Below are 16,122 nucleotides of genomic sequence, written 5' to 3' on the forward strand. Positions count from 1 at the left end.
CCCGGCGAACCTTCTCGTTCGACGCATCGCGTCGACGTGTCGCGCGATCGTTGCGCGGAAGGCACAGGAAATTGGCACACACAACCACACTTCATTCGGCGCGCCGCCGGGGCGCTCATCTGCAGGCGCGCGAGCTCACGGTACTTCGTGGCGAGCGGCGCGTGCTCGACCGCTTCGATATTCGAGTCAGCCCCGGCGAGCGGGCGGGACTCATCGGCGCGAACGGCGCTGGCAAGTCGACGCTGCTCTCGACGCTCGCGGGGGATTTCGAGCCGACTGATGGCGAGGTGACCTCCCCCGCCGAGCTCGGCTTTCTGCGGCAGGAGCTCGAGCTGCCCGGCGACACGACCATCGACGACGTCGTCGCGGGGGCCGTCGCGCCGATCCGCCAGCTCGAACACGAGCTCGAGGTCGCGGGTGCGGCGCTCGCTGACGGCGGCGCCGCGGTCGCCGACGAATACGCGCGGCTGCTCGATGCGGCCGAGCAACGTGGGCTCTGGGAGCTCGACGCACGCATCGAGGCCGTGCTCGCCGGGTTGCAGCTCGGCGGGCTCGACCGCGACCGTCCGATCGCGGAGCTTTCGGGCGGGCAAGGGCACCGGCTCGCGCTCGCGGCGCTGCTGCTCGAGCAGCCGACGGCGCTGCTTCTCGACGAGCCGACGAACCACCTCGACGACGCGGCCCTCGAGTTTCTCGCCGAGCAGCTGCGACGGTGGCGCGGACCGGTGCTGTTCGCGTCGCACGACCGGAGTTTTCTCGACGACGTGGCGAACGTCATCGTCGACCTCGACGAGTCACCCGCGCAGGAGGGCATCGCCCACGGCATGGTGCGCGGTCGGCGCTACCGCGGTAACGTGCACGACTACCTCGCGGCGCGGCGGCGCGACCTCGAGCAGTGGCGGCGAAACTACGACGACGAGCTCGCCGAACGAGCACGGCTCGAGCGGGTGATTGGCGTGGATGCGCGCAACATCTTTCACACGACAAAGCCCCGCAGCGAGTCGCGCATGGCCGCGAAGTTCGAGGCCGACCGCGCGGCGAAGACGGTTGGTTCGCGGCTCCGGCAGGCGCGCTCCGCCCTCGCCGAGCTCGACCGTCATCCGGTGCCCGTGCCGCCGCGGCCGCTCGAGTTCGGCGGCTTCGCGCGCGGTCGGGCGCTCGGGAGCGGCACCGCCGCGCAGCTCACGGAGGCCGCGGTCGAGCGGCGACTCGGGCCCGTCTCGCTCGAGTTGGTCGCGGGCAGCCGCACGCTCGTGACGGGGCCGAATGGCGTGGGCAAGTCGACGCTGCTCGGTGTGCTCGCACGTCACGTGCGCGCGACCTCAGGCGAGGTTGCGGTGACGCGCAGCGTCGGGATGCTCGGGCAGGAAGACGTCTGGCCCGACCTTCGGGTGTCGGCCGCCGAGGCGTACCGGCGCGGCCTGCGGCAACCGAGCGCGGCGCCGACGCTCGAGGACCTTGGCCTGCTCGACGAGCCGACGTCGCGGCGGGCGCTCGGCGAACTGTCGTACGGGCAGCGTCGTCGGGTCGCGCTTGCGCCGCTGATTGCCGAGCCGCCCGCGCTGCTGCTGCTTGACGAGCCGACGAACCACCTCGCGATTGATCTCGTCACGCAGCTCGAGGCCGCGCTCGACGGGTACCCGGGCACGATCGTGATCGCGTCGCACGACCGCTGGCTGCGCGAGCGCTGGCGGCACGACGAGCTGCGACTCAGCCCATACGGGCCGCCGCAGCTGCGCAGTGCCGAACGATGAGCGCGAGGCCGGTCGCGATGCCGTCGAAGTCGAGGGCGGAACCGAGGCCGGCGGGATGCTCGGGGCCACCCGCCACGTCGGTCTCGCCGCCGACCGTGGCCGCCGCGCCGCTGCGCGCCGCGGGAACGTGGACGAACAGGGTTGGCTTGGCTCGCTCGTAGAGCAGGTACGCGAGGTGGTTGCAGAGGAAGCCGCCCGCGTCGTCACTCACGCTCGCGGGCAGGCCAGCCGAGCGGAGCTCTTCGACGACCGACTCGACCGCAAAGCGGGTCGTGAGCCGCTCGGGCCCGCCCTCGCGGATCGCCCCGCTCGGTGACGCCCTGGCGTTGTCGGGAATGCGGGCCTCGATGCGGTTCCGACCGTACCGCTCGGGGGTGAGCTCGTCGCGGCGACCGGCCTCCCCCACCCCGATGATAAGGTCGGGCCGCGATTCGGCGACCGCACGGGACAGGGCCGACTCGAGTTCGCCGAACACGACCGGCAGGGTCGCGGTCGAAAGCTCGAGGCCGAGTTGCGACCAGCCGACAGCGAGTCGGGCGACCGCCTCGGCGCTCGCGTTCTCGGTGTCGGCGCCGAACGGTTCGAATCCGGTCACGAGGATGCGCACGCCACGACCTACTTGAAGTACGGGCCCGAGCGGCGCTGCGGCTGCAGCGCGAGGTCCACGACCTGGCTGACGACCGCGCCCGAGAACCCGCGGCGACCCAGATAGCCGTAGAGCCGGCGGCGGGCGACCTCCGGCTCGAGATCCTGGAGGCTCCGCGCCCGCTTGTTCGCGAGTTCGAGCGCCGTATCGAACTCGCTCGCATCGCTCTCGTCGAGGGCGTCATCGATCGTCTCGGTGTCGAGCCCACGCTGCCGGAGCTCGCGCGCCATGCCCGCTTTGCCGAGCCCCTTGCGCGCGAGCCGCCCGTTCACGAGCTGCTCGGCAAGGCGCGCATCGTCGAGGTAGCCGTAGCCGCGCATCCGTTCGAGCACCTCGGCCCGCTGCGAGGCATCGAGCTCGGTCTGCTCGACGAGGTAGGCGTCGCACTCGCGCTCGGACTTCGGGCTGCGCGCGAGCCACTTCGTGAGCCGGGTGACGGCGTCGTCGAGCAGTTCGTCGGCGCTCAGCGCGGAGGCCTCGTCGGCAGGCTCGGGCAGCGCCGTCACGTTGCTCGGCGGCGCGCTCGCGGCGGGCGCCGGGTCGGCTGGTTGCCCACTCGGCTCGGATTCAGCCTCGACCTCGACCTCTGCAATTTTTGTGCGCAGGCGCGCCAGCCGTTCGGCTTTCTCGGCGGCCGTCGGCAGCGCGTCAGCGGTGCTCGCGGGTGCCGAATCCCGACCGCCCGGAAACGCGATGACGTTCGATCGGTCTGGCTCGGTGTTGGTGGGGTCGGTCGACATGTGTCAACTCCTCGTCTCGAAGGTTCGCGGGGACAACGAAGGAGGGCAGGCGCCTCAGCTGTGGCGCCTGCCCTCGGTTCGTTACGCGATGCGTTCGATGATCTCGCCGGTCGCCTCGTCGTAGACGGGCTCGTCGGCCTCGACCTCGTCGCCCTCGCGCACGCCGAGTTTCACGAGAATCTTGTCTTCGATTTCGGCCGCGATCTCGGCATTCGTCTTGAGGAAGCGGCGGGCGTTCTCTTTACCCTGACCCAGCTGGTCGCCCTCGTAGGTGAACCACGAGCCCGACTTCGTGACGATGCCGTGCTCGACGCCGAAATCGAGCAGCGACCCCTCGCGCGAGATGCCCTCGCCGAAGAGGATGTCGAACTCGGCCTGCTTGAACGGCGGGGCCATCTTGTTCTTCACGACCTTGACGCGGGTGCGGTTACCGACCGCGTTCGTGCCGTCCTTCAGCGTTTCGATGCGACGAATGTCGAGGCGCACCGATGCATAGAACTTCAGCGCCTTACCGCCCGAGGTGGTCTCGGGGCTGCCGAAGAAGACGCCGACCTTCTCGCGGAGCTGGTTAATGAAGATTGCGGTGGTCTTCGACTGGCTCAGGCCACCGGTGAGCTTGCGCAGCGCCTGTGACATGAGGCGAGCCTGCAGACCGACGTGCGCGTCGCCCATCTCGCCCTCGATCTCGGCCTTCGGAGTCAGGGCCGCGACCGAGTCGATGACGACGAGGTCGACAGCACCCGAACGGACGAGCATGTCGGTGATCTCGAGCGCCTGCTCACCCGTGTCCGGCTGCGAGACGAGGAGCTGGTCGATATCGACGCCCAGCTTCTTCGCGTACTCGGGGTCGAGCGCGTGCTCGGCGTCGATGAACGCGGCGATGCCGCCCTGCTTCTGCACGTTTGCAATCGCGTGGAGCGTGAGCGTCGTCTTACCCGACGACTCGGGGCCGTAGATCTCGATGACGCGGCCGCGGGGCAGGCCGCCGACGCCGAGCGCGACGTCGAGTGCGACCGAACCGGTGGGAATCGTGTCGACGGGGGCGCGCTCCTCGCTGCCGAGTCGCATCACCGACCCCTTGCCGAACTGGCGGTCGATCTGCGAGAGGGCGGTTTCGAGGGCTTTCTCGCGGTCTTTCGGTGCTGGCATGATGGGTGCTCCTTGAGAGTCGGTGATGTTGTTGCCCACAGGCTGTCGTGCGCTGATAGAGAGCACCGCGACAGGGCTGCGACCGGGTGTGAACCTGATGCCATCAAGCTAGGTTGTGCCTCCGACATTTCCGGCGGCGGGCCAGTTTGATGTGGAAAAGGTCTCCTCCACAGGTCGCACGGTTGACACTACACGGACTCGAACAATGATTCGAACGATATCGGGCGTGTCGCGACGAAGATTCGAACTTGCCAGGCGCGCATCCACCTACGCTGGACTCAGCGACGACCCGCCGACCACCAGGGAGGAGCACCATGGCACCCGCGCCAATCGGACACATGCCGGCCTACGGCGCCGAGCACCTCTCGGTACTCGCAATCACCGTCGTGCTCGCCGTCGCACTCCCCCTGCTCGCAGACCGACAACGCCGCGCACCGCGGCTCGACCGCGCACTGACCGCCTCCGGCTGGGCACTCCTCGTCGTCGCCGTGTTCTGGCTCGCCTGGGGATTCCTCCCGGCCAACTGGAACCTCGCCGAATCCCTCCCATTTCATTTCTCGGATGGCCTGCGGATCTTCGCCGCGGTTGCGCTCATTACCCGCGCGCCGTGGGCCGTGCTGATTGCCTACTACTGGGGCTTCACCCTCAACCTCATGTCGCTCCTCACGCCCGACCTCAACTACTTCGTCGCCCCGGCGCTCGAGTTCACGCTCTATTGGGTGCTCCACGTCGCGGTACTCCTCGTTCCGCTCGTACTCATGGTCGGCGTCGGCCTGCGGCCGACCTGGCGCGGATACGCACTCACCCTGACACTCACGTGCGGCTGGGCTGCGCTCGCGATGCTCGTGAATTCCCTCACGGGCGCGAATTACGGTTATCTCGCGCACGCGCCGCGCGGCGCGTCGCTGCTCGATGCCCTCGGCCCGTGGCCCACCTACCTCCTGTGGGAGCTCGCACTCGTCGCCGTCGTGTGGGCACTCATGACCTGGCCGTTCACGACGCGCCGGTCACTGGCCGCGACCGAGCCGGTCGGGTCAGGTCGATGGCTGCGGGTCGTGTCAGCCTCACGCTGAGACGAGGATTCGAGTTCGAACGACCGGGGTCGACGGCAGCACCGCCACCAGATTTGAGAGTTAGGCTAACCTAACTAAATTGCCTGGATCTCGACCGTCAGGAGCGCGATTGTCTCGTTCGTCTGCCCACCCCTCTCGCATCGTCACGGGAGGCTGAGCGAATGCAACGCCCCTTCGCGGGCTTCACGACCCGCAGCCTCCTCGCCTGCGTCGTGCTCGGCGCGTTCACCGCCGCGTTCGTACACCTCTCACGCGTGTTCGGGGTGCTCCTGTGGTCAACGGCCCCGTGGCTCGGTGCCCCGGCGCCATTTATCCCGTGGTTCCTCACGATCATCCTGGCGGGCATCCTCATCCCCCGCTTCGGCTCGGCCCTCATCACGTCGCTCATCGGCGCGGTGGTCGGCATCGGGTCGATGGCGTTCGTCGCGGGCATCGTCGCCGAGATCGTCTTCACCGTCGCACGCGCACAGCAGCGCCGACGCGGCACGGAGTCCGCGCCAGCCGGCGACCGACGCTGGCTCGTCTGGAGCATCGTTGCCGGCATCGCGATCGGACTCGTGAGCTACGGCATGATGTTCACCGTCGCTGAGTTCCGCCTACTGTCGTCCGACCTCATGCTGCTCGCACTCGGCATCCGGCTCGTCGCGGGCGCCGCCTGGGGCGTTATCGCCTACCTCCTTGCCAAGGCACTCCTTCGGGCCGGCCTGAATCTCGAGGGAACCCGGCGGCGACGCCCCGCCACCGCGAGCAGCACATCCGACTTCCCCGGGGAGCCGATCTGACCGCCGCGGTCGCCGTCCGGGGGCTCCGGGTTAGCTTCGCCGGGCGGCCCGCAGTGCTCGATGGCCTCAACCTCAGCTTCGAGCGCGGCACGTACACGCTGATCGCCGGGCCGACCGGCTCCGGCAAGAGCACGCTCGCGCTCGCAATACTCGGCGCGCTCGAAGACGTCGCCCGCGCCGACGTGGAGGGCGAGGTGCTCGTTGACGGCACCGTCATGACCGAGGCCGACGCCCTCACGCGGGCCCGCCTCGTGAGCGCGGTGTGGCAGCGTCCCGAGGCGCAGCTGTTCCGGTCGACGATACTCGATGAGGTGCGATCGGCCCTCGACTACCGACTCGTGCCGGCGGCCGAGGCGGATGCGCGGGCTCGCGAACAGCTGCGGCTCGTCGGGCTCCACGCGATCGACGAGGAGCGGCACCCGGCGACGCTCTCGGGCGGGGAACGGCAGCGGCTCGCACTCGCGGCCGCACTCCTGCAAGAAGCCCCGGTGCTCGTGCTCGACGAGGCGACGAGCGCCCTCGACCGCGCCGCGACCGACCTGTTCGTGGCGGCGCTCGAACGCGCCCGCGCGACCCGCGACCTCACCGTCATCGCGATTGACCATCGCCCCGACGCGCACCTCGAGGCGGCCGACCGCCTCGTCGTGCTCGAGGCCGGGCGGGTCGCGCTCGACGGGACGCCCGCGAGCGTCCTCGCCGAGCCACACGCGGGCGAGCTCGGGCTGCGCCGCCCCGGCGAACGCTCGCGCACGCTGCCGACGCTCGCCGACGCCCGAACCGAGGATCCCGCGCACGCGACGCTCCGGCTCGACCGGGTCGGCGTGCGGCTCGGCGACTCGGCGATTCTCGACGACCTCACCTGTGCCCTGCCGACGGGCGCTGTCGCCCTCGTCACCGGAGACAACGGGGCGGGCAAGTCCACGTTCCTGCGACTGCTCGCCGACGAGCTTCGCCCGGCGGCGGGCCGGGTCGCACCGCGTGGACGAGCGCGAACCCGCGCCGGTATCGGCGCCGCACCGCAGCACGCCGCCGACCTGTTCTTCACCGAGCGCGTCATCGACGAGGTCGGCACGGTGCTCGCTCGCGGGCGACGCCCCTCCGGCGAGCTGCGCGGCCTCGCTCGCGGCCACCTCGAGCGCGCTGGCCTCGCGGCCGAGGCCGACACGCATCCGCTTCGGCTCTCGGGCGGGCAGCGGCAGCGGCTCGCGGTGTTGCTCGCGACCGTCGCCGCGCCCGGTACCCCGCCAGCGCTCGTGCTGCTCGACGAGCCGACGAGCGCCCAGGATCGCGCGGGCGCCGACCTCGTGTGTGCGCTCATCCAAGCGAACGCTTCAGAGCGCGTCACCATCATCGCGACGCACGAACCCGCCGCGTTCGCATCGTTCGCGACGCACCTGCTCGCGTTCGATCGCATCCCCGCCGAGGTCGACGCATGACCCCGCGGTGGCGGCCGCACCCCTTCGCGGTCGCGTTCTTGCCGGTGCCAGCAATCGTCGCGGTGCTCGTCGCGCCCGGCGTCACGTTCGGGCTCATCTGCGCCGCGGCGTCGGTGGTCGCGATCCTGGCGAAGAGCTGGCGGCTCGCGCTTGTCGCCGCGGCCACGGCCGTGTTGGGCACCGCGATCCTGTGGTTCGGGTTCGCCATGTCGCTTCCCGCCGAGCCGTTCGGCACGCCGAGTGCGACCGTCGACTGGCTCCCGCTGCGGCCGACGGTCGATCAGGCGCTCGCGGCGCTCAGGGGTGCCCTGCGGGTCGTCGTGGTCATGCTGTTATTCGTGGCGGGCTCGGCACACGTTCGCGGCACCGTCTTCACCGATTCGCTGATCCGCTATGTGCGCGTGCCGTATCGCGTCGCCGACGTGATCGCGCTCGGCGCGCAGTTCGCCGTCGGTATTCGCCGCGACGTTGCCGCCGCCCGAGCCATCGCCCGGCTGCGGGCACGCGGCCGAGGGATGGGAGCTGCGCGAATCGGCGCGAGGCTGACCGTGCCTGTGCTCATGGCGTCGTTCCGCCGCGCCGACGAACTCAGCGTCGCGATGGAAGCCCGCGGGTTCGCGGCGCTGCCTGACCGGACGCTCCATTACGCGGTCGCACCGAGGGCGCTTGACGCGGTACTGCTCGCGCTCGGCTGGTGCGTCACGGTCGTAGTCGCCATGGCGGTGCACGGATGAGCGCGGCGAGATCGACAGTCGCCACGCTCGACGAGCTCGTCGGCGCGCGTACCGACATCGACCACAACGGCCGTCGCCTCAGTGTCCGCTCGCTCGGTGGCGCCACCGGTGGTGCCCCCGGCGCGGGTAGCAGCGTGCTCTGGCTCGCGGGAATGGGGATGTCGGCGAACTATCTCGCGCCACTCCACCAACGCATCGCGCGCGAGACTCGCTCGGTACTGTTCGACCGCGCGGGACTCGGGCGGAGCGATCCCGACACGCGCCCGCGCACCCTCGAACGCGCGGCGGATGAGGTCATCGCCGTCCTCGAGGCACTCGAACTCGACGACGCCGTGCTCGTCGCGCACAGCTGGGGTGGGCCGATTGCCCGGGTCGCGGCGGCGCGGGTGCCGCATCGAGTGCGCGCGCTTGTGTTACTCGACCCGAGCGACGAGCACACCCGCGTGGGCGCGCTACTCGCGCATCGTCGGCGCGGCGCGGCCCTCGCCCGCGCGACGCGGCTTGCCGGGATGCTCGGTCAGCTTCGGCTGCTGTGTGCCCGCGGGTACCACCCCGCCGTGCTCGCCGAACTGCGGGCCGTCGACCTCTCCGCGCGGGCGCAGCGCGCCTACCTCGCCGAGCTCGCGGAGTACGAGCGCGAGCTGGATGCGCTGATCGCCGCCCCGCTCCCGCTCGGCGACGTGCCGATCACGCTCGTTTCGGGGCAGTTACTCCCCCGTTCGGGCCGCGTTCGGGCCCGGCGCGAGGCGATGGTCCGGGCCCACGAGGCGAGCGCCCGCGACACATCCGGTGTCCGACTCATCCGCGCCGAGTCGTCGGGACACCTGCTCCCGATCACCGATCCCGACCTCGTCATCGCCGAGGTCGTGCGCGCGCTCCGATCCGACCGCGCGGGCAGCGAGGCCGACGAGCTCAGGCCGTGACCCCTACCGTTTCAACCCCCTACCGCTTCGGGTCGAGCAGCCCGACGCCGTACCAGCGCTCGCGCGGCACATCCATCGCCGAGCACACCGCGAGCCACACCGAGCGGGCATCCTCGCCGTCGTCGAGCGCCTGGCGCGCCGTGCGGTCGCCGAGGGCGCCGATGACGACATCGCGCACGACCGACGTGCCATAGGCCTCGCCAAACTCGTCGCGCACTGCCCGCTGGAACTCGCTCAATCGCATGTCGCACAGCCTAACGGCCTCGGCCCCGACCGGAGAATCCGATCGGGGCCGAGGGCTCGAAGGTATAAAGGGCCATCGCTTCGGTGAAGCGACGCGGGTTAGTGCGTCGTGACCACCGGCTCGTGGCGCGCCGCGCCAGCGAGCAGGTTGTCGGGGACGGTGTCGGGAATCACCTGCGTGAGGCCGTGCTCGCGTGCGAGCAGCGTCTCGTTCTTCGCGAGACGGTTGCCGACCTCGTGGTAGATCGTCGACAGCGGCGTGTCGAGCGCTTCGGCAACCGAGGCGAGAATCTCGCTCGATGCTTCCTTCTGCCCTCGCTCAATTTCCGACAAGTATCCGAGCGCCACCGAAGCGCGACCGGCCACCTGACGGAGGGTGTCGCCGCGACGTAGACGGACGTCCCGCAGCACCTCGCCCATTTCATGTCGTACCAGCACCATACGGAACCTCCCTTCCTAATAAGTTCGTGGCTCGCACGGTTCGTGAGCCTTGAAGTCTACAACCGAAGCCTCCGCGATCGCATTCCCGAGTTCGGCAATGCTGTCGGGAAATCTTCAGGCTCCCGCGAATTCCGCGAGATGTTCGAGCAGATTGAAGATCGCGGCCTCGACGGTCGCGATACGGATGCGGTGGCGCGAGCCGATCGGGTCGTCGGCCCGCACGAGGTTCCCGAAGTCGAGTTCGACGACGCGGTCGCCAAAGATTGAGTCGATGCCGATGAACACGCGGCCCGGAGCGCTCCCGTCGGAGGGCTCGGGGCCAGCGACCCCGGTCGTCGAGATGCCGATGTCGACCTCGCGCTCGTGCTTGAACGAGAACTGTCGCCGCACGCCGGCCGCCATCTGCTGCGCGACCTCTGGGTGCACGGCCCCGACCGCGCCAAGCAGCGACTGCTCGACGCCGAGCAGCTCGCGCTTCGCCGCGAACTGATACGCGACCGTCGCCCCTTGGAACACGGCCGAAATACCCGGCACGCGCACGAGCTCGGCGGCGAGCTCGCCGCCGGTGAGCGACTCGGCGACCGCGATCGTGAGGTCGGCCCGCAGCAGCAAGTCGCCGAGCTCGGCGGTCTGCGCGGGGATTGCGTTGACCTCCGACTCGACGGGCGGCAGGCCCGGCATGTCGGGTTCGGGCTCGGTGTCGCCGGCCGCGCGTTCCGCTTCCGCGGCGGCGACGACCTCGTCGCTCACCCGCACGGCGTTCTCGTCACCCTCGTAGTTGATGGGCTCGAGCACCTCGGCCTCCCAGTACTCAACGGGCTGCGTGCGGTCGTCGTTCGTGTTGCGGTCGCTCATGCGTGCTCCCCCGAGGCCTGCGCCGACGCGCCATCGGCGTCGGTCTTCTTTGGCCAGTATGCCCGCACGAGGTAGTCGATTCCCGACCAGATGGTGAGAACGAACGCGGCCGCCATGGTGATGCCGTTGACCCAGTGCATCCAGTCGCCGAGGAGCGCCGGCAGCGGCGCAATCGCGAGCGAGATCGCGATCGCCTGCATGACCGTCTTGAGCTTGCCGCCGCGCCCCGCCGGCAGCACGATGCGACGCGCCTCGACGAGGCGCCACACGGTGATGCCAAGCTCGCGCAGCAGAATCAGCCCCGTGACCCACCACGGCAGCTCGCCGAGCAGGCTCAGCAGAATGAGCGCGGCGCCGGTGAGTGCCTTGTCGGCGATCGGGTCGAGCAGCTTGCCGAGGTCGCTGATGAGATTCCGGCTGCGCGCAAGGTGGCCGTCGATCGCATCCGAGCCGATGCCGACGACGAACAGCGCGAGCGCAACCCAGCGCAGCGCGCCGTGCTCCCCCGCGTCGGCGAGCATAGCCCACGCGAAGGCCGGCACGAACAGGATGCGCACGATCGTGATGAGGTTCGGCACGGCCCAGTTGCTCACGGGGCCGTCGCCGGCGCGCCAGACGCGCGGGCGCGTATCCGCCCCGCCCGCCGCGTTCGAAGACTCAGTCACGACCGGTCAGCTCCCACGCGTCCTCGGACTCCGACGACTCGACCTCTTCGAGACCCTCGTACTCGGCGGCGATCGGGTCGCTGCCGTAGGGGTCGTCGTCGCCGTCGTCGCTCGGCGCCGCGGGCGGCGGGCCGTCACCGCGGAGCATCGCGAGCACCTCGGGCAGCTGCTCGGGTGACGCAAGCACGTCGCGGGCCTTCGAGCCCTCCGAGGGTCCGACGATTTCGCGCGACTCGAGCAGGTCCATGAGCCGGCCCGCCTTCGCGAAGCCGACGCGAAGCTTGCGCTGCAGCATCGAGGTCGACCCGAACTGCGACGTGATGACGAGCTCGGCGGCCGCGAGCAGCGGCTCGAGGTCGTCGCCGATGTCGGCGTCGATCTCGCGCTTCTCTGCCGGCGCCGTGACATCGGCCCGGTACTCGGGCTTCGCCTCGGACTTCACGTGCGTGACGACCTGGTGAATCTCGTTATCGCTCACCCAGGCGCCCTGCACGCGAATGGGCTTCGACCCCTGCGGCGAGAACAGCGCGTCACCCTGGCCGATGAGCGTCTCGGCGCCGGTCTGGTCGAGAATGACGCGCGAGTCGGTCGAGCTCGTCACCGCGAACGCGAGGCGCGAGGGCACGTTCGCCTTGATGAGGCCCGTGACGACGTCGACCGAGGGGCGCTGGGTCGCGAGCACGAGGTGGATTCCCGCGGCACGGGCGAGCTGTGTAATGCGCACGATCGAGTCTTCGACGTCGCGCGGCGCCGCCATCATGAGCTCCGCGAGCTCGTCGACCACGACGAGCAGGTACGGGTAGGGCTTGAGCTTGCGCTTCGATCCCTCGGGCACCTCGACCTGGCCCGCACGAATCGCCGCGTTGAAGTCGTCGATGTGGCGGAACCCGAAGTTTTCGAGGTCGTCGTACCGCATCTCCATCTCTTTCACGACCCACTGCAGCGCCTCGGCGGCCTTCTTCGGGTTCGTGATGATGGGCGTGATGAGGTGGGGCACACCCTGGTACGGGGTGAGCTCGACGCGCTTCGGGTCGACGAGCACCATGCGCACCTCCGACGGCTTCGAGCGCATGAGGAGCGACACGATCATCGAGTTCACGAAGCTCGACTTACCCGAACCGGTCGAACCGGCAACGAGCAGGTGCGGCATCTTCGCGAGGTTCGCGAGCACGAACCCGCCCTCGACGTCCTTACCGACGCCGATCGTCATCGGGTGGTGCGCCTTGAGCGCCTTCTGCGAGGCGAGCACGTCGCCGAGCTGCACGGTCTCGCGGTCGGTGTTCGGAATCTCGATACCGATCGCTGACTTGCCGGGAATCGGCGAGAGGATGCGCACCTGGTTCGAGCGCACCGCGTACGCGATGTTCTTCGAGAGGTTCGTCACCTTCTCGACCTTCGTGCCGGGCGCGACCTCGACCTCGTAGCGCGTCACGGTCGGGCCCCGTGAGAAGCCCGTGACCTTCGCGTCGACGTTGAACGACTGGAACGTCTGGTTCAGCGCCTCGATCGTCGTCTCGTTCGCCTCGGTCTTCGACTTCGGCGCGGCGCCCCGTTCGAGAATCCGCTGGGCCGGCAGCGCGTAGGGCGCCTCGTCGGCGCCCGCCTCGGTGCGCGTATCCCAGTTCGCGGTCTCGTCTTCTTCAACCGCGGCGAGCGCGTCGGCCTCGCTCGGCTCCGACGACGCGGCCGGAGCGGGCGCGGCGGATGCACCGGGGCGCGGTGCCGGGGCGGACTGCGAGCTCGACTGGCTCGCGGCCTGCTCGGGCAGCGGCTGCGTGTTCGACCGCAGGGGTGGGAGCACCTCGGTCGGGTTCTCGAGGGGCGCGGGATCGGCGAAGTTTCCAATTGGCGACGCGTCGTCGCTCGGCGCCTGCACGTCGTCGAAGATCTCGGTGCCGAACACCTCGGTCGCCTCGTCGCGGCGGCGCTTGCGGCCGCGACGCCCCTTCTTGCCGTCGTCGAGCACGCGCGTCTCGGCGGTGCCCTCGCGGTTGTCGGGGTCGACGAGCGGCGAGTCGTAGGCCGGGTCTTCCTCTCGGCCCGTGTCGTTGCGGCGCCACCACGGCAGGTCATCGTCGGCCGCGTCGCGCGGTTTCGCCGACTCGGTGGCCGTGGCGGGCTTGCTCGCTTCGCCCTCGGGCTTCTCGGCGCCGACGAGCCAGTTCCAGCCCTGCACGATGCGGGTGGGGAGCTGGCGCGGCGGCGTCTTCGTGAGCACGAACAGCGAGAGCACAAAAATGAGCGCGAGCACGACCGTCGCGCCGATGACCGTGATGAGAAAACCGAGCGAGCCGCCGACCATCCAGCCGAAAATGCCGCCGGAGCGCGCGAGGGCGGGCATGCCCTCGGCGGGCTGCGGCTGGCCGGAGTGGAGGTGGCAAATGCCGGACGCCGTGAACAGGGCCATCGCGAGGCCCGTGAACACGCGGCCGTTGTCGTAGACCGATGCCGGGTGGCGGTAGAGCCAGAGCGCGAGGCCGACGAGCACAACCGGCATCGCGTACGCGACGAGGCCGAACAGGCCGCCGAAGCTGAAGGCGTTGAGGTTCTCGGCGACGACGTTGCCCGGGAAGAACCAGAGCGTCACGCCCCCGAGTACGCCGAGCAGCACGAGCACGGTCGGGAACGTGTCGCGACGGTCTTCTTTCGCGAGATCATCCCGGCCGAGCGAGCGCGCGGCGCCGCCCATCAGGTGTGCGAAGCCGTTCCAGGCGCGCGCGCCCCAGCCCAGCTCTTCGTTCGTGAACTGGACCTTCGTATCGTTCTTCGCGGCGCCGCGAGACCGGCCGCTCTTGGCAGCGGTCTCCTTCTTCCCACGGTTCGAGGCAGTATTCGGCATGGATACCAAGGTACTTCCCAGGCCCGGATTTGCCCGGGTTCGCCGCGGAGTGCCCGCGAATTGCCTCGCGTATCCGCCGGGGGTCGGCTACTCGGCGGAGTTCGCGAACGTCACGACCGGCACGATCATCGGCCGACGGCGCTGCTTCGTACCCGCCCAGCGGCCCACGACGCGACGCACGGCCTGCGAGAGGCGGTACGTGTCGCGCACGCCGTCGTCGAGCGCATCCTCAAGGGCCTTGCGTACCTGCGGCACGAGCGGCTCGAACACGCGGTCGTCGGGCGCGAAGGCGCGGGCGTGGAACTCGGGGCCCGCGATGATCTTGCCGGTCTTCGGGTCGACGACCGTGTAGATCGAGATGAAGCCCTCCGACGAGAGCGTCAGGCGGTCCTTGAGGTCATCTTCGGTCACCGTGCCGACGGTCTTGCCGTCGACGTACACGAACCCGACCGGCACCTCGCCGACCTTGGTCGGCACGCCGTTCTTCAGGTCGATGACGCCACCGTTCTCGGTGATGATCGTGTGGTCGGGTCGCACGCCCGACTTCACGGCGATCTTCGCGTTCGCCGTGAGGTGACGCCACTCGCCGTGTACCGGCATGGCGTAGTTCGGCTTGATGACGTTGTACGCCGCGAGCAGTTCGTCGGCGAAGCCGTGGCCCGAGACGTGCACCTTCGCGTTGCCCTTGTGCACGACGTCGGCGCCGACCTTCATGAGGTTGTTGATCATGTTCGACACCGGCACCTCGTTGCCGGGCACGAGGCTCGAGGCGAGCACGACGCGGTCGCCCTCGCCTACCTCGATCGCGTGGTCGCCCTGCGCGATGCGGTTGAGCACGGCGAGCGTCTCGCCCTGCGAACCGGTGCACACGAACACGACCTTGTCGCGCGGCATGCCGAGCGCCTTCTTGTAGTCGACGATGACGCCGTCGGGAGCGCGCAGGTAGTCGAGGTCGAGCGCGATGCCCATGTTGCGCACCATCGAGCGACCGACGAACGCGATCTTGCGGCGGTTCTCGGCCGCGGCGTTGATGACGTGCTGCACGCGGTGCACGTGGCTCGCGAAGCTCGAGACGATGACGCGGCCCGTGCTCGTGCGCACGGCCTCGTGAATCGCGGGGCCGACCGAGGCCTCGGAGCCCGAGTGGCCCGGCACCTCGGCGTTCGTCGAGTCGCAGAGGAACAGGTCGACGCCCTGCTCGCCGAAGCGGCCGAGGGCGCGCAGGTCGGTGAGGCGGCCGTCGAGCGGCGTCGGGTCCATCTTCAGGTCGGCCGTGTGAATGAAGCTGCCGGCTTTCGACGTGACGTGCACGCCGAGCGAGTCGGGAATCGAGTGGTTCACGGCCCAGAACTCGCACTTGAAGGGGCCGAACTCCTCGACGTCGCCCTCGTGCACCGTGAGGGTGTACGGCGTGATGCGGTGTTCCTTGAGCTTCGCCTCGACGAGCGCGAGCGTGAGCGGCGAGCCGATGAGGGGAATGTCGGGCTTGCGCTTGAGCAGGTAGGGCACGCCGCCGATGTGGTCTTCGTGGCCGTGCGTGAGGAAAATGCCGACGACGTCGTCGAGGCGGTCGAGGATGATCTCGATGTCGGGCAGGATCAGGTCGACGCCCGGCTGCGTCGACTCGGGGAAGAGCACGCCGACGTCGATGATGAAGATCTTGCCGTTGAGCTCGAACGAGGTCATGTTGCGGCCGACCTCGCCGAGTCCGCCGTGCGGAATGATGCGCATCGTGTCGCGCGCGAGGGTCGGAAGCTGGACCGGGATTGATTCAGTTGTGGTCTGAGTCATTGTTGCCTGTCGATTGGGCAGCCGCGTCGCGGCCGGGATGTTCCCGGTGCG

Annotated in this window: 15 protein-coding genes; 6 read left to right on the plus strand and 9 right to left on the minus strand. The window is 69.6% G+C overall.

The features are described 5' to 3' along the window. The first annotated feature begins 71 nt into the window (after positions 1-71). Positions 72-1,754 carry an ABC-F family ATP-binding cassette domain-containing protein gene (locus G328_RS16510; RefSeq protein ID WP_051082892.1) on the plus strand — a complete coding sequence of 561 codons (1,683 nt, stop codon included), beginning with the start codon at positions 72-74 and terminating at the stop codon, positions 1,752-1,754. Here the strand turns inward: G328_RS16510 and G328_RS0109340 are convergent. The 3 genes from G328_RS0109340 to recA all read right to left on the minus strand — a co-directional run bounded on the left by G328_RS0109340 (position 1,711) and on the right by recA (position 4,289). Then, positions 1,711-2,361 carry a pyroglutamyl-peptidase I gene (locus tag G328_RS0109340; RefSeq protein ID WP_019619085.1) on the minus strand — a complete coding sequence of 217 codons (651 nt, stop codon included), beginning with the start codon at positions 2,359-2,361 and terminating at the stop codon, positions 1,711-1,713. The genes G328_RS16510 and G328_RS0109340 overlap by 44 nt on opposite strands. An 8-nt stretch (positions 2,362-2,369) precedes the next feature. After that, positions 2,370-3,140: a regulatory protein RecX gene (locus G328_RS15940; RefSeq protein ID WP_019619086.1), complete on the minus strand. Its 771-nt coding sequence runs from the start codon at positions 3,138-3,140 to the stop codon at positions 2,370-2,372. 81 nt (positions 3,141-3,221) lie between these two features. Continuing rightward, positions 3,222-4,289, minus strand: coding sequence for a recombinase RecA (recA, locus tag G328_RS0109350; RefSeq protein WP_019619087.1), 1,068 nt, complete (start codon positions 4,287-4,289; stop codon positions 3,222-3,224). Positions 4,290-4,603: 314 nt separating this feature from the next. Between recA and G328_RS15005 the strand changes: the two genes are divergently transcribed. The 5 genes from G328_RS15005 (at position 4,604) to G328_RS15015 (ending at position 9,237) form a co-directional block, all read left to right on the plus strand. Continuing rightward, positions 4,604-5,362: a YwaF family protein gene (locus G328_RS15005; protein WP_110463833.1), complete on the plus strand. Its 759-nt coding sequence runs from the start codon at positions 4,604-4,606 to the stop codon at positions 5,360-5,362. 161 nt (positions 5,363-5,523) lie between these two features. Beyond that, on the plus strand, positions 5,524-6,144 hold the full coding sequence (locus G328_RS0109360; RefSeq protein ID WP_019619089.1) for a membrane protein: 621 nt from the start codon (positions 5,524-5,526) through the stop codon (positions 6,142-6,144). Positions 6,145-6,197: 53 nt separating this feature from the next. Further along, positions 6,198-7,580 carry an ATP-binding cassette domain-containing protein gene (locus G328_RS15010; RefSeq protein WP_019619090.1) on the plus strand — a complete coding sequence of 461 codons (1,383 nt, stop codon included), beginning with the start codon at positions 6,198-6,200 and terminating at the stop codon, positions 7,578-7,580. After that, on the plus strand, positions 7,577-8,314 hold the full coding sequence (locus tag G328_RS0109370) for an energy-coupling factor transporter transmembrane component T (RefSeq protein ID WP_019619091.1): 738 nt from the start codon (positions 7,577-7,579) through the stop codon (positions 8,312-8,314). Before G328_RS15010 ends, G328_RS0109370 begins: the two co-directional genes overlap by 4 nt. Beyond that, positions 8,311-9,237: an alpha/beta fold hydrolase gene (locus tag G328_RS15015; protein WP_019619092.1), complete on the plus strand. Its 927-nt coding sequence runs from the start codon at positions 8,311-8,313 to the stop codon at positions 9,235-9,237. The genes G328_RS0109370 and G328_RS15015 overlap by 4 nt, the downstream gene beginning before the upstream one ends. A 19-nt stretch (positions 9,238-9,256) precedes the next feature. On the opposite strand, the gene G328_RS0109380 is transcribed toward G328_RS15015, so the two are convergent. The 6 genes from G328_RS0109380 to G328_RS0109405 all read right to left on the minus strand — a co-directional run bounded on the left by G328_RS0109380 (position 9,257) and on the right by G328_RS0109405 (position 16,071). Next, on the minus strand, positions 9,257-9,481 hold the full coding sequence (locus G328_RS0109380; RefSeq protein WP_019619093.1) for a DUF3046 domain-containing protein: 225 nt from the start codon (positions 9,479-9,481) through the stop codon (positions 9,257-9,259). A 98-nt stretch (positions 9,482-9,579) separates the two neighbouring features. Further along, the gene (locus G328_RS0109385) at positions 9,580-9,921 is read right to left on the minus strand and encodes a helix-turn-helix domain-containing protein (protein WP_026339782.1); all 342 of its coding nucleotides are present in this window, start codon (positions 9,919-9,921) and stop codon (positions 9,580-9,582) included. Positions 9,922-10,035: 114 nt separating this feature from the next. Next, complete coding sequence (locus G328_RS0109390) at positions 10,036-10,776, minus strand: CinA family protein (RefSeq protein ID WP_019619095.1); 741 nt, start codon at positions 10,774-10,776, stop codon at positions 10,036-10,038. Beyond that, positions 10,773-11,441 (minus strand): CDP-diacylglycerol--glycerol-3-phosphate 3-phosphatidyltransferase, encoded by a 669-nt coding sequence (gene pgsA / locus G328_RS0109395; RefSeq protein ID WP_019619096.1) that lies wholly within the window; start codon positions 11,439-11,441, stop codon positions 10,773-10,775. The genes G328_RS0109390 and pgsA overlap by 4 nt, the downstream gene beginning before the upstream one ends. Then, entirely contained in the window at positions 11,434-14,280 is a 2,847-nt protein-coding gene (locus G328_RS0109400; RefSeq protein ID WP_019619097.1) for an FtsK/SpoIIIE family DNA translocase, read from the minus strand. Before G328_RS0109400 ends, pgsA begins: the two co-directional genes overlap by 8 nt. Before the next feature lie 87 nt (positions 14,281-14,367). Next, entirely contained in the window at positions 14,368-16,071 is a 1,704-nt protein-coding gene (locus tag G328_RS0109405) for a ribonuclease J (protein WP_019619098.1), read from the minus strand. Positions 16,072-16,122: the final 51 nt, after the last annotated feature.

The sequence above is a fragment of the [Zimmermannella] faecalis ATCC 13722 genome, assembly GCF_000381765.1.
In the GTDB taxonomy this organism is placed as follows: Bacteria; Actinomycetota; Actinomycetes; order Actinomycetales; family Microbacteriaceae; genus Gulosibacter; species Gulosibacter faecalis.

Bases quoted from the DNA above. Each gene is read 5' to 3' on its own strand.
- G328_RS15005 (WP_110463833.1), top strand. From the start codon at position 4,604: ATGGCACCCGCGCCAATCGGACACATGCCGGCCTACGGCGCCGAGCAC.
- G328_RS15940 (WP_019619086.1), bottom strand. From the start codon at position 3,140: ATGTCGACCGACCCCACCAACACCGAGCCAGACCGATCGAACGTCATC.
- recA (WP_019619087.1), bottom strand. From the start codon at position 4,289: ATGCCAGCACCGAAAGACCGCGAGAAAGCCCTCGAAACCGCCCTCTCG.
- G328_RS0109405 (WP_019619098.1), bottom strand. From the start codon at position 16,071: ATGACTCAGACCACAACTGAATCAATCCCGGTCCAGCTTCCGACCCTC.
- G328_RS0109360 (WP_019619089.1), top strand. From the start codon at position 5,524: ATGCAACGCCCCTTCGCGGGCTTCACGACCCGCAGCCTCCTCGCCTGC.
- G328_RS0109380 (WP_019619093.1), bottom strand. From the start codon at position 9,481: ATGCGATTGAGCGAGTTCCAGCGGGCAGTGCGCGACGAGTTTGGCGAG.
- G328_RS15015 (WP_019619092.1), top strand. From the start codon at position 8,311: ATGAGCGCGGCGAGATCGACAGTCGCCACGCTCGACGAGCTCGTCGGC.
- G328_RS0109385 (WP_026339782.1), bottom strand. From the start codon at position 9,921: ATGGTGCTGGTACGACATGAAATGGGCGAGGTGCTGCGGGACGTCCGT.
- G328_RS0109390 (WP_019619095.1), bottom strand. From the start codon at position 10,776: ATGAGCGACCGCAACACGAACGACGACCGCACGCAGCCCGTTGAGTAC.
- G328_RS0109400 (WP_019619097.1), bottom strand. From the start codon at position 14,280: ATGCCGAATACTGCCTCGAACCGTGGGAAGAAGGAGACCGCTGCCAAG.
- G328_RS0109370 (WP_019619091.1), top strand. From the start codon at position 7,577: ATGACCCCGCGGTGGCGGCCGCACCCCTTCGCGGTCGCGTTCTTGCCG.